The organism is Hydrogenophaga sp., from assembly GCF_011772445.1.
Classification (GTDB): Bacteria; Pseudomonadota; Gammaproteobacteria; order Burkholderiales; family Burkholderiaceae_C; genus Hydrogenophaga.
Map to the genome: position 1 here is coordinate 35,818 of NZ_WVZN01000019.1, position 12,558 is coordinate 48,375.

Below are 12,558 nucleotides of genomic sequence, written 5' to 3' on the forward strand. Positions count from 1 at the left end.
CCCCCGGGCCGGCTGCGCCGGCCCTCCTCCTTTATTTCGCTACGCCGTCCACCCAGCGTCCTCGGTCCGCCCGCGTGCAGGCACGCCATCCGCTGGAGTTCCAACGTGTTCCTGGATCGAGGGGACGCGGTGCCCTGTGTAGCGAAATAAAGGAGGAGCCAAGGGCGCAGCCCTTGGCGGGGGACATTCGCGGAACAGGGCACCGCGGCGCCTCGATCACGCGAAGCAGCGGCCTGCAATCCGCCACGAAAGCCAAGCACACAAGCGAAGCAACTCATTGAATCGACTCCGCCAGTTGAAAGATCGGCAGGTACATCAGCACCACGATCGCGCCGATCAACACACCCATCACCAGCATCAGCGCCGGCCCCACCACCCGCGTGGCCCACTCCGCCGAGCGCGCCAACTCCTCGTCATGAAAAGCGGCAGCGCGCTCCATCATCTCGCCCATGTTGCCCGTGCGCTCGCCCACGCTCAGCATGCGCAACGACACCGGCGTGGTCAGCCCGTGCGCAGCCAGCGCGCCCGACAGCGGCAAACCCTCACGCACCTGAGCACCCGCGGCCGCCAGGTTCTCGCGCAGACCGGACGACAACAGGCCCTGCACCATCTCCAGCGCCGGCACCACCGCAATGCCCCCGCGCAGCAGCATGCCCACCGTGCGGTACAGCCGCGCCAGTTGAAACACCCGCAGACGATCACCGATCGCCGGCAGCGTCCACAGCTTCTGCAACAACAGCGCCCACGCACCACGCCCCATCGGCGACGCCGCCAGCAGCACCACGCCACCCAGCGCCACCACCAGCGCCATGCCGTTCTGCTCCACCGCCTGGCCCCAGTGCAGCATCCAGCGAGAGGCCCAGGGCAGCTTGTCGCCCATGTCCTGGTACACGTTCGCGAAACGCGGCACCACGTAGACCATCAGGAAGCCGATCACCAGCAGACTCACCAGCACCAGCATCACCGGGTAGATGGCCGCGTTGATGAGCTTGCCCTTGATCTCGTCCACGCGGCGCGCGTAGTCCACGTAGCGCTCCAGCGCCTCGGCCAGGCTGCTGGTGCGCTCGCTGGCGCGCACCGTGGCCACGTACAGCGGCGTGAAGGCGTGCGGCTGCGCCTGCAGCGCGGCCGAGAAGGTCAGGCCCTGGCGCAATGCCGCGCGGATGCGCTCCAGCACCTCGCGCGTGGCGGCCTTGCTCTCCTTCTCCACCAGCGTCTGCACCGCCTCGACGATGCCCACGCCCGAGCGCAGCAAGGCCAGCAGTTCCTGGCTGAAGAGCACGAGCGGAAACGCCGCACTGCGACGGGCACCGCCCAATGCGCCCCCGTCCGACCGAACCGACACCACCTCATGACCACGCTCGACCATCAGGCGGCGCGCCTCGGCCTCGTCGAGCGCGTCCACCGTCTGCGTGACGAGCCGCAGGTCGGGCTGGAAGGACTTGATGCGAAAGCGCATGACCGTGCTGAGCGACCCGCTCACCAGCTCACGATGTCCTGGTTCTCGCCGGTGCCGCCGGGCTGGCGGTCCTTGCCGTAGGACATCAGGTCGTACTCGCCGTGTTCGCCGGGCGAGCGGTACACATAGGCTTGGCCCCAGGGGTCGGGCGGCGCCACCTTGCTCAGGTAGGGGCCGTTCCAGCGCGGGTCGCCGGCCACGCGCTCCACGAGCACGCCCAGGCCTTCGTCACTGGTGGGGTAGCGGCCCATGTCCAGGCGGAACTGGTCGAGCGCCTTGCCGAAGGCAGTGATCTGCGCCTGCGCGGTCTTCACCTCGGATTTGCCGACCTGCGAGAAGAAGCGCGGGCCCACGAAGCCGGCGAGCAGGCCGATGATGACCATGACCACCAGCAGCTCCAGCAGAGTGAAGCCTCGGGCGACACCTTGAAGCTTTGGTGCCCGTGCAAACAATTTCTGGGACATGGAGATGGACCTTCTGAAGCGATGACGAGCGGCTCGTTGCGCCACCCATCCAACCTTACGAACCGCTCATGAAGAAGGGGTTACACCGGAGCGTTTGGAGGAGGTTTCTGCGGTGCCTTGCGTCGGGAATGGTCCGAACGGACTACGTCTCTTCTGGTTGTGCCTTGCGTTCCTGCGCTTCTGCTCGCCTGAGGCCACTGGGTGAACGGCTCCGCGAATGTCCCCCGGACGGCTGCGCCGTCCTCCTCCTTTATTTCGCTGCGCCGTTCACCCAGCGTCCTCAGGCCGCCCACACAGTGGAGCGCAAACGCTGGCGTGCCTGAGTGCGGGCTGATCGAGGTGACATGGCGCCCTGTGGAGCGAAATAAAGGAGGAGCCGAGGGCGAAGCCCTCGGCGGGGGACATTCGCGGAACAGGGCGCCATGGCGCCTCGATCCACACAAAACGGTGGAACGAAAAGCTCAGACCAAGGGCTCCAACGCAAAGCTGTACCCACTCCCCCGAATCGTGCGGATCATGCGGTCCAGCCCCGCCGGCAACAGCGCGTTGCGCAGTCGGCTGATGTGCACGTCCACCGTGCGGTCGTCCCCCACGAAGTCCGCGCCCCACACGTGATCGAGCAACTGCGATCGGCTGTACACGCGGTCCGCGTGCGTGATGAGGAAGTGCAGCAAGCGGAACTCGGTGCCACCGATGCTCAGCGGACGGCCAGCGGCGCTCACCGTCATCGCCGCCGGGTCGAGCACGATGCCGGCCAGGCGCACCACTTCGGCGTTCGCCTGCGGCGCGCGCCGGCGCAGCACCACGCCGATGCGCGCGATCAGCTCGCGCGTGGAGAAGGGCTTGGTGATGTAGTCGTCAGCGCCCACTTCCAGGCCCGCGATCTTGTCGCGCTCCTCATTGCGCGCCGACACCAGGATCACCGGCACCTCGCGCTGCTTCGGGTCGCTGCGCAGCACGCGGATCAGGTCCACGCCCGACATGCCGGGCAGCTCCCAATCCAATAGCAGCAGGTCGGGACGCCACTGCAGCAGCAGCTCGCGCGCCTCCTCGGCGCCGCCCACGCAGCGCACCGCGTGGCCGGCCCGCACGAGGTTCGCCGTGAGCAGTGTCTGGATGGCCGGCTCGTCTTCGACCACAAGGATTTGAGCAGCCATGTAGGGGTTCGTTCGAAAGTGGCGCGATCGTAGGAAGCCGGGGTGACGTTTTGATTGCATGCACCGCTGCCTCACCCTTTGCCGGCATGAGCCGTATGGACCATGGGCGGGCGCCCCCAGTCACACATTTGACGTACTGGATTCCTAGACTGCCGCCCACCTGTTGCACCACCGGATGAAAGAAGACAGCCCCATGTTCGCGACGCCGATCCATTCGACACGGGCCCTGTTGCTGGCGATGTGCGCGGCCGCCTCCATCGGTGCCAGCGCGCAGGACATCACCGGCGCCGGCGCGACCTTTCCCGCACCGGCCTACGCCAAGTGGGCCGAGGCCTTCAGCCGCGAGACCGGCATCAAGGTGAACTACCAGGCCATCGGCTCCAGCGGCGGCATCCGCCAGATCGACAGCCGCACGGTGGACTTCGGCGCCACCGACGCGCCCCTGAAGGACGAGGAACTCGAACGCAAATCGCAGGTGCAATTCCCGGCGCTCATCGGCGGCGTGGTGCCCGTGGTGAACCTGCGCGGCGTCAAGCCGGGCGAGCTGCGCCTCACTGGCGCCGTGCTCGCCGACATCTACATGGGCAAGCTCACGCGCTGGAGCGACCCGGCGATCAAGGCGCTCAACCCGAACCTTCCGCTGCCCGACGCCACCATCGCGCCGGTCTACCGCTCCGACGGTTCGGGCACCACCTTCATCTTCACCAACTACCTGTCCAAGGTCAGCAGCGACTGGCGCTCGCGCATCGGCGAAGGCGCCACCGTGGGCTGGCCGCTGGGCGCGGGGGGCCGCGGCAACCCCGGCGTGGCCGCCCTCGTGGCCCGCGTGTCCAACAGCATCGGCTACGTGGAGTACGCCTACGTGCAGCAATCGCGCCTGACGCACGCGATCGTGCAGAACGCGGCGGGCCAGTGGGTGGCGCCTGGCACCGAGGCCTTCCGCGCCGCGAGCACGGGCGTGGACTGGAACGCCTCCAGCAGTCAGATGCTGACCCAGCAAGCCTCGCCCGAGGCCTGGCCCATCACCGGCGCCACCTTCGTGCTGATGCCGCGCAAGCCCGAGCGTGCCGAGCAGGCCGCCAACAGCCTGCGCTTCTTCCACTGGGCGTTCCAGAACGGTGCCGAGCTCGCGCAGTCGCTGGGCTACGCGGCCCTGCCGCCGGCCGTGGCCTCCACGCTGGTCACGCGCTGGGAAGGCATCACCGGTGCCGACGGCAAGCCCCTGTTCAAGCCCTGAGACACCTTTCCACGGCGCGACTGGCGTCGCGCCATCTCCCTTCAGGAGTCCCCACCATGAACACCTACCGCCCGACCCTGGCGCTGCCGCGCCGTCTGCTGAGCGCGCTGTGCGCGTCCTCCCTCCTGCTGCTGGCCGCCTGCGGCAACGCCGACGAAGGCGGGCCCGCGCAGGCCTCGCAAGTGGCCGCCAAGGTGGGCAGCAGCGAGATCTCCGTGCACCAGATCAACCAGGTCCTCAGCCGCACGCCGGTCAATGCCGATTCGAAGGAAGCGGTGCAGGCCGCCAGCCGCCAGGCGCTGGAGCGCCTGATCGACCAGCAGCTCGCCGTGGACCAGGCGACCGAGCAGAAGCTGCACCGCTCGCCCGACGTGGTGGCCCAACTCGAAGCGGCGCGCCGCGAGGTGCTGGCGCGCGCCTACCTGCAGCAGGTCACATCGGCCGCGCCCAAGCCCACGCCCGAGGAGATCCGCAAGTACTACCAGGACAACCCCGCGCTCTTCTCCGAGCGCCGCGTGTTCAACCTGCAGGAGCTGCGCATCAGCAAGGCCACGCCCGTGATGGACACGCTGCAGACCATGGCCAGGGAAGGCCGCCGCATGGAAGACGTGGTGGCCATGCTGCGCGAGCGTGGCATCGCCTTCACCGGTGGCAGCGCGACGCGCTCGGCCGAGCAGGTGCCGCTGGACCTGCTGCCCAGGCTGCATGCCCTGCAGGACGGCCAGAGCCTGGTCGTGCCGGTCGGCGACAACGCCACCGTCATCCGCGTGGTGGCCTCGCGCAGCATGCCCGTGGGCGAGGAACAGGCCAGCGCCGGCATCGCCCAGTACCTGGGCAACCGCACCGCGGTCGAGGTCATGAACAACGAGATCAAGCGCCTGCGCGCGGCCACCACCGTCACCTACGTGGGCGACTTCCAGCAGGCCGCGGCCGGGTCCGGTGAGACGGCGCCGGCCACACCGGCATCGGTCACCGAAGAGCCGAAAAAGGACGACACCAGCAACGTGCTCGAACGCGGCATCCAGGGCCTCAAATGAAGCACCCCCGCCGCGCTTCGCGCGACCCCCTCCAGGGGGCCATGCCTGCGGCCCGGCAAAGCCGGTTCCGCGGCATGCCCGGCCTGGCTTGGCTGGCGCGTCTGCTGGTCCTGCTCGCCCTGTGGAATCCTGCGTTCGCGCAGTCGCCCTCCTCCGGCGACTACCCGCTCGCCGCCGGCGACGTGATCCGCATCCAGGTGTTCCAGAACCCCGACCTCGCGCTGGAAACCCGCATCACCGAAAGCGGCACCATCAGCTACCCGCTGATCGGCAGCGTGCGCGTGGGTGGGCTCACCGTGGCCACGGCCGAGCGGCGCATCGCCGAGGCCCTTCGCACCGGCGGCTTCCTGCAGAACCCGCAGGTCACCGTGCTGCTCACGCAGATCCGCGGCAGCCAGGTCTCGGTGCTGGGCCAGGTGGGCCGCCCCGGGCGCTTCCCGCTGGAAAGCCCCAACACGCGCCTGAGTGACATGCTCGCCAACGCGGGCGGCGCCAGCCCCGCCGGCGACGACATCGTCATCGTCACGGGCCAACGCGACGGCCAGCCCTTTCGCGCCGAGATCGACCTGCCCGCCCTCTTCCTGAAAGCGGGCGGCGCGCAAGACATCGTGCTGCACGGCGGCGACGTGGTCTACGTGCACCGCGCGCCCACCTTCTACGTGTTCGGCGAAGCGCAGCGCCCGGGCTCCTTCCGCATCGACCGCGGCATGACCGTGATGCAGGCCCTGGCCCAGGCCGGCGGCCCCACGCCGCGCGGCTCGCTCAGCCGCCTGCGCCTGCACCGCCAGCAGGCCGACGGATCGATCCTGGAGATCGAGCCCGCCATGAACGACAAGGTGCAGGCCAACGACGTGCTCTACGTGCGCGAGAGCCTTTTCTGAAGCGGTGCGCGCCATGACCCCTCATCAGTTCTTTCTCATCCTGCGCGCGCGCTGGCTCGTGCTGCTGCTCACCTTCGTGGCGGTGGTGGGCACCACGGCCGTGGTCTCCTTCATGGCCGACAAGCAGTACACCGCCACCGCCTCGGTGGTGCTGGACGTGAAGTCCCCCGACCCGGTGAGCGGCATGATGCTCGCGGGCCTGATGGCGCCGGGCTACATGGCCACTCAGGTCGACATCATCAAGAGCGACCGCGTCGCCAAGCGCGTGGTGCGCAACCTGCGCATGGACAGCAGCGCCGCCATCCAGGCCCAGTGGGCCGAGGCCACCGGCAGCCGCGGCAGCCTGATCGACTGGCTGGCCGAGCTGCTCAAGCGCAACCTGGACGTGAAGCCCTCGCGCGAGAGCAACGTCATCAACATCGAATACATCGGCACCGACCCGAAGTTCGCCGCCGCCGTGGCCAACGCCTTTGCGCAGGCCTACGTTGACGTCAACCTGGACCTGCGCACCGAGCCCGCGCGCCAGTACGCCGGCTTCTTCGACGAACAGACCCGCGGCGCGCGCGAGCGCCTGGAACGCGCGCAGCGCGCGCTCTCCGACTACCAGCAGCGCCACGGCATCACCAGCACCGACGAGCGCCTGGACTTCGAGACCGCCAAGCTCAACGAGACCAGCAGCCAGCTCACCGCCATCCAGGCCGCCACCACCGACAGCCAGAGCAAGCGCCAGCACAAGGACGGCGACTCCATCGCCGAGGTGATGCAAAGCCCGCTCATCAACGGACTGAAGGCCGACATCGCGCGCCAGGAGGCCAAGCTCACCGAGGCCAGCGTCAACCTGGGCGCCAACCACCCGCAGCACCAGCGCATGCAGACCGAACTGAACGCCCTGCGCGAGCAACTGCGCACCGAGACGGACCGCATCACCGGCTCCATCACCACCACCTACGAAGTCAACCGCCAGCGCGAGGCCCAGCTCCGTGCGGCGCTGCAGGAGCAGAAATCGCGCGTGCTCGAGCTCAACCAGCAGCGCGACGAGATGGCGGTGCTGCGCCGCGAGATCGAATCGGCCCAGCGCCTGTTCGACACGGTGAGCCAGCGCGCCTCGCAGAGCACGCTGGAGAGCCAGGCCAACCAGACCAACATCTCGGTGCTCAACCCGGCCGTGCCGCCCACCGAACCCTCGGGTCCGCGCACGCGCCTGAACGTGGCCATCGCCATCTTCCTGGGCGGCCTGCTGGGCGTGCTGCTGGCCACCGCGCTCGAGTTCGCGCGCCGCCGCGTGCGCTCGATCGACGACCTCAGCGCCCTGGGCGACCTGCCGCTGCTGGGTCAGGTGGGCTCGGCGCGCGGCATGATCCGCCCGCTGCGCTTCAACATGGCCAAGGGGTCCGCATGAACGCCCCGGAACGCATCCAGCCGGCCAGCGCCATCGGCGAAATCCTGGTCTCGCGCGGCCTGCTGCGCGAGCAGGACATCGAGCCCATCATCGAGCGCCAGCGCAGCAAGGGCGAGCCCTTCGGCGAGGCGGCCATCGCGCTCAAGCTCATCGCCCGGCCCGACCTGGACGCCGCGCTGTCCACCCAGTTCAACTACGGCTACCTGCGCGACGGACAAGGCACGCTCTCGCGCGAACTGATCACGGCCTACAAGCCCTTTTCAAAAGTGGCCGAGCAGATGCGCGCGCTGCGCGGCCAGCTCATGCTGCGCTGGTTCAACGGCGATCCGCTGCGCAAGGTGCTCACCGTGGTGAGCCACCAGCCGCGCGACGGCCGAAGCTTCCTCGCGGCCAACCTCGCGGTGGCCTTCTCCCAGCAGGGCCAGCGCACCCTGCTCATCGACGGCGACCTGCGCAAGCCGCGCCAGCAGGCGCTCTTCCACACCAGGCACAGCGCGGGCTTTGCGGGCGTGCTCGCGGGCCGCGCGGGGCTGGAAGTCATCGAGAACGTGCCCGGCCTGCCCGGCCTGCGGGTGCTGCCCGCCGGTGCCGCGCCGCCCAACCCGCAGGAGCTGGTGGGCATGCCCCAGCTGGCCGACCTGCTCGAACACGCCATGGAGCAGAGCGACGTGGTGCTGATCGACACGCCGGCGGCCAGCACCTGCGCCGACGCCGAGATCATGGCCGCGCGCACCGGCGCGGCGCTGATGGTGACGCGGCGCCACCGCACGCCCCTGCGCGGCGCCAGCGAGTTCACGCGACGGCTGCAGGACACGGGCGTGGCGCTCGTGGGCGCCGTGCTCAATGACGGCTGAGGGAGTCCTCGGAATGCAAGGCCTTCATCTGACGCCGATGCCACAGCGCCGCGTGCGCCGCCGTGCCGATGGCCGAACCCACCGCGTTGGCCAGCAGGTCGTCCAGGTCCAGCGAGCGCGTCGGGTCGAAGGCCTGCAGGCCCTCGTCGATCGCGCCCACCAGCAGCGCCAGGCCGAAGCACAGCCACAGGTCGCGCGCGCGGCGGATGCCGAGGAGCCAGCCCACGCCCAGGGCCACCACGGTGAACAGGACGATGTGCACCGGCTTGTCCCACGGCGACACCAGCACGTGCAGCACCGCGGCGTGAACGCGGGAACCCCCGACCCAGACCGCCAGGCAACCCGCCACGGCGGCCACCCACTTGAGGGCGCGGCGCGCCGTCGGATTTCGCGAGGTTGATGTGAACACGATGGGCCGTTCTCCCGGTGCGGCCAGCGGCACGCTGGCGCGTCAGTTGCTTGAATGGGCACCCATTCTGCTGGGTTTGTGTGTCCTCTATGTGCCAACCCTGGTGGGCCTGTTCACCGGCCCCTGGGCGCAGGACGACCAGTACCACGGCCCCATCGTGCTGGGCATTTCGCTGTGGCTGCTGCAGCGGAACTGGGGCGCGATGGAGGCCGCCGCCGAGGGCCGTTCGGGCAGTGCCTTCGGCTGGGTACTGGTGGTGTTCGCCTTGTTCCTCTACGCCATCGGCCGCTCGCAAGGCATCGGCGTGTTCGAGGCCGGCTCGGTGATCTGGCTGCTGGCGGGCCTGATCGTGTTGCTGCGCGGCTGGGCCGCGCTGAAGGCGCAGTGGTTCGCGCTGTTCTTCATGCTGTTCATGGTGCCGCTGCCGCCGCAGGTGGTGGACGTGGTGACCATGCCGATGAAGATGGCCGTGTCCTACGCGGCCGAGAACATCCTCTATGCCGTGGGTTACCCCATCGGCCGCAACGGCGTGGTGTTGCAGATCGGCCAGTACATGCTGCTGGTGGCCGACGCCTGCGCGGGCCTTCAGACGCTGCTGACGCTGGAGGCCCTGGGCCTGCTGTACCTCAACCTGGTGCGCCGCGATTCGCTGTTCCGCAACGTGACGCTGGCGGTGCTGATCGTGCCGATCTCCTTCACCGCGAACGTGATCCGCGTGATCGCGCTGTCGCTGATCACCTACCACTTCGGCAACGAAGCGGGGCAAGGTTTCCTGCACGGCTTCGCGGGGATGGTGCTGTTCCTCAGTGCGCTGGTGCTCATCATTGCCTTCGACAGCTTCTTGCAATTCGTTGAGGGGCTGCGGCGCCGTCCGCCACCTCCGCCCTCCTCCGGGGTGCTGGCTTGATGAATACCTTGCTCGTTGACACCTCGCTGGATGGCGGCGCCACGGCGCCCTGCTCCGCGAATGTCCCCCGCCAAGGGCTGCGCCCTTGGCTCCTCCTTTATTTCGNNCAATACGTCCGCCCGCGAACGTTGGCGTGCCGGCCTTGTTGGTGGCCTGCGGACACTGGGTGAACGGCGCAGCGAAATAAAGGAGGAGGACCGGCGCAGCCGGTCCGGGGGACATTCGCGGAGCCGTTTACCCAGTGGCCGCAGGCAAAGAGGCAGCGCAGGCATGAAACGCAACGAAAGCCAAAAATGAAACAGAGCTGGAAAAACCTGGTCCTCATGGCCCTGATGCTCACCTCAGCCGCCATGGCCGCCGTCATGCGCCCCACCGGCAGCCTGGCCGACGACCGCGCCCCCATCGATCTTGAGGCCATGGTCCCCACCCAATTCGGCGAATGGCGCGAACAACAAGGCGTCCCCGTGCAGATCGTCGATCCTGAAATGCAGCAGACCATCGACGCCATCTACACCCAGGTCCTCACCCGCACCTACATGCACACCAGCGGTTATCGGGTCATGCTCTCCATCGCCTACGGCAAGGCCCAGACCGACAACCTGCAGCTCCACCTCCCTGAAGTCTGCTATCCCGCCCAGGGCTTCAAGCTCGAGCGCATCGAAAAGGTACCGCTGACCCTGGGCAGCGACACCATCACCGCGCGCCGCATGCAAACCCATCTGGGCCAGCGCTTCGAACCCGTCACCTACTGGACCGTCGTCGGCGACCACATCACCGCCGGCGGCCTGGACAAGAAGCTCACCGAACTGCACTACGGCCTGCGCGGCCGCATCCCCGACGGCATGCTCGTGCGCGTCTCCTCCATCGACCGCGACACGGCCAAAGCCCATCGGGTGCAGGCCGAGTTCGCCAACGCCCTCGTCGGCGCCATCGACCCCGCCGTGCGGTCGCGGTTTGCTGGCCTCCATGGGGTGGGGGTTCAACCGTGAGGCACTCGTTGCTTGGTTGGCGAGCCTCGGTCTTGGGGCATGGGCTGGCGGGCTTCACTGCGCTGCCCTTCGCTTCGCGAAGGGTTCCCTGCGATGCTCGGGCAACCGGCCGTGCGGCGGAACTCGCTGCGCGCGCTTCGCGCGCTCCGCTCAAACAGCCGCCGCAAGTCAGAGCACGAAGCGCGCTGCGCGCGCTGGCCGGTTGCCCTGCGCTTCTCGGCAGCGCACAGGCGCCCGCCAGCCCATGCCCCAAGCCCGAGGCCAGCGAGGTGCCAGCACACCAGCGCTTGAGTGCCAACCTGGTTTCAGCCCCCGCGACACCGACATACCCACGCTTGAGCGCCAGCCCTGTCTCAGTCAGGCCTGGGCCCACGGCTGCGCAGGCGNNGGCTGCGCAGGCGCCTATGCGGCGCCGAGAAGCGCAGGACGGACGGCCGCGCGCGCAGCGCGCTTCGTGCTCTGACTTGCGGCAGCTGTTTGAACGGAGCTGGCGACGCCAGCGCAGTGAGTTCTGCCGCGGGCCGTCCGTCCGAGCATCGCAGGGAACCCTTCGCGAAGCGAAGGGCGCCGCATTTGAAGCCGGAGCAGCCGTGGGCCCAGGCCTGACACGCCAAGCACGCAGGCAATAGACACAACGAAGCAGAACATGAGCCAAAAAACCGCACTCATCACCGGCATCACCGGCCAGGACGGCGCCTACCTCGCCGAGCTGCTGCTCGCCAAGGGCTACGAGGTGCACGGCATCAAGCGCCGCGCCTCGTCCTTCAACACCGACCGCATCGACCACCTCTACCAGGACCCGCACGTGGCCGACCGCCGCCTGGTGCTGCACTACGGCGACCTCACCGACAGCAGCAACCTCATCCGCCTCGTCGGCCAGATCCGCCCCGACGAGGTCTACAACCTCGGCGCCATGAGCCACGTCGCCGTGAGCTTCGAAACGCCCGAGTACACCGCCGACACCGACGCCATCGGCACGCTGCGCCTGCTCGAGGCCATCCGCCTGCACGGGCTGGAGAAAACCTGCCGCTTCTACCAGGCCTCCACCAGCGAGCTCTACGGCCAGGTGCAGGAAATCCCGCAGAACGAGACCACGCCCTTCTACCCGCGCAGCCCCTACGCGGTGGCCAAGCTCTACGCCTACTGGATCACCGTGAACTACCGCGAGGCCTACGGCATGTACGCCTGCAACGGCATCCTCTTCAACCACGAAAGCCCCTTGCGCGGCGAAACCTTCGTCACGCGCAAGATCACGCGCGGCCTCTCGCGCATCGCCATCGGCCTGCAGGACTGCCTCTACCTCGGCAACATGAGCGCCCTGCGCGACTGGGGCCACGCGCGAGACTACGTCGAGATGCAGTGGCTGATGCTGCAGCAGGACAAGCCCGAGGACTTCGTCATCGCCACCGGCGTTCAGCACAGCGTGCGCCAGTTCGTCGAAATGGCCGCGGCTGAACTCGGCATCACCCTGAGCTGGGTCGGCGAAGGCGTGGACGAGGCCGGCGTGGTGGCCGCGGTGAGCCGCACCGACCTGCGCGTGAACGAGGGCGACGTGATCGTGCGCGTGGACCCGCGCTACTTCCGCCCCACCGAAGTGGACACCCTGCTGGGTGACCCGAGCCGCGCGCGCGAGCAACTGGGCTGGGTGCCCAAGACCGACCTGGCCACGCTGGTGCGCGAGATGGTGCTCACCGACTTCCAGATCGCGCGGCGCGACGCCATGGTCAAGCTCGCGGGTTTCCCGTCCTACGCCTACGAAGAGTGA

General features: G+C 68.6%; 12 protein-coding genes. 8 read left to right on the forward strand and 4 right to left on the reverse strand.

Annotated elements, in window-relative coordinates:
- Positions 1 to 274: 274 nt before the first annotated feature.
- The 3 genes from GTO19_RS08260 to GTO19_RS08270 all read right to left on the reverse strand — a co-directional run bounded on the left by GTO19_RS08260 (position 275) and on the right by GTO19_RS08270 (position 3,080).
- Complete coding sequence (locus tag GTO19_RS08260) at positions 275 to 1,483, reverse strand: type II secretion system F family protein (RefSeq protein ID WP_363302980.1); 1,209 nt, start codon at positions 1,481 to 1,483, stop codon at positions 275 to 277.
- Positions 1,480 to 1,923: a type II secretion system major pseudopilin GspG gene (gene gspG, locus GTO19_RS08265; RefSeq protein WP_291023157.1), complete on the reverse strand. Its 444-nt coding sequence runs from the start codon at positions 1,921 to 1,923 to the stop codon at positions 1,480 to 1,482. Before gspG ends, GTO19_RS08260 begins: the two co-directional genes overlap by 4 nt.
- Positions 1,924 to 2,384: 461 nt before the next feature.
- Positions 2,385 to 3,080 carry a response regulator gene (locus GTO19_RS08270; protein WP_291023159.1) on the reverse strand — a complete coding sequence of 232 codons (696 nt, stop codon included), beginning with the start codon at positions 3,078 to 3,080 and terminating at the stop codon, positions 2,385 to 2,387.
- A gap of 193 nt (positions 3,081 to 3,273) precedes the next feature.
- Here GTO19_RS08270 and pstS point away from each other — a divergent pair, with 193 nt between their 5' ends.
- The 5 genes from pstS to epsG all read left to right on the forward strand — a co-directional run bounded on the left by pstS (position 3,274) and on the right by epsG (position 8,488).
- Complete coding sequence (pstS, locus tag GTO19_RS08275) at positions 3,274 to 4,317, forward strand: phosphate ABC transporter substrate-binding protein PstS (RefSeq protein ID WP_291023162.1); 1,044 nt, start codon at positions 3,274 to 3,276, stop codon at positions 4,315 to 4,317.
- A gap of 56 nt (positions 4,318 to 4,373) precedes the next feature.
- A complete protein-coding gene (locus GTO19_RS08280; RefSeq protein WP_291023164.1) occupies positions 4,374 to 5,354 on the forward strand; it encodes an EpsD family peptidyl-prolyl cis-trans isomerase in 981 nt (326 codons plus the stop codon).
- Between the two features lie 74 nt (positions 5,355 to 5,428).
- Positions 5,429 to 6,235: a polysaccharide export protein EpsE gene (gene epsE, locus GTO19_RS08285; RefSeq protein ID WP_291023166.1), complete on the forward strand. Its 807-nt coding sequence runs from the start codon at positions 5,429 to 5,431 to the stop codon at positions 6,233 to 6,235.
- Between the two features lie 13 nt (positions 6,236 to 6,248).
- Positions 6,249 to 7,634, forward strand: a complete 1,386-nt coding sequence (epsF, locus tag GTO19_RS08290) for a chain length determinant protein EpsF (RefSeq protein WP_291023167.1) — start codon at positions 6,249 to 6,251, stop codon at positions 7,632 to 7,634.
- Positions 7,631 to 8,488, forward strand: coding sequence for a chain length determinant protein tyrosine kinase EpsG (gene epsG, locus GTO19_RS08295; protein WP_291023170.1), 858 nt, complete (start codon positions 7,631 to 7,633; stop codon positions 8,486 to 8,488). The genes epsF and epsG overlap by 4 nt, the downstream gene beginning before the upstream one ends.
- On the opposite strand, the gene GTO19_RS08300 is transcribed toward epsG, so the two are convergent.
- The gene (locus GTO19_RS08300) at positions 8,475 to 8,897 is read right to left on the reverse strand and encodes a VanZ family protein (protein ID WP_291023172.1); all 423 of its coding nucleotides are present in this window, start codon (positions 8,895 to 8,897) and stop codon (positions 8,475 to 8,477) included. The two genes, epsG and GTO19_RS08300, sit on opposite strands and share 14 nt — an antisense overlap.
- Before the next feature lies 1 nt (position 8,898).
- Here GTO19_RS08300 and xrtB point away from each other — a divergent pair, with 1 nt between their 5' ends.
- From xrtB to gmd, 3 genes are all read left to right on the forward strand, one after another.
- Positions 8,899 to 9,804: an exosortase B gene (xrtB, locus tag GTO19_RS08305; protein ID WP_291023174.1), complete on the forward strand. Its 906-nt coding sequence runs from the start codon at positions 8,899 to 8,901 to the stop codon at positions 9,802 to 9,804.
- Between the two features lie 293 nt (positions 9,805 to 10,097).
- The gene (epsI, locus tag GTO19_RS08310; RefSeq protein ID WP_291023176.1) at positions 10,098 to 10,793 is read left to right on the forward strand and encodes an exosortase-associated protein EpsI, B-type; all 696 of its coding nucleotides are present in this window, start codon (positions 10,098 to 10,100) and stop codon (positions 10,791 to 10,793) included.
- 646 nt (positions 10,794 to 11,439) lie between these two features.
- The gene (gmd, locus tag GTO19_RS08315; protein WP_291023178.1) at positions 11,440 to 12,558 is read left to right on the forward strand and encodes a GDP-mannose 4,6-dehydratase; all 1,119 of its coding nucleotides are present in this window, start codon (positions 11,440 to 11,442) and stop codon (positions 12,556 to 12,558) included.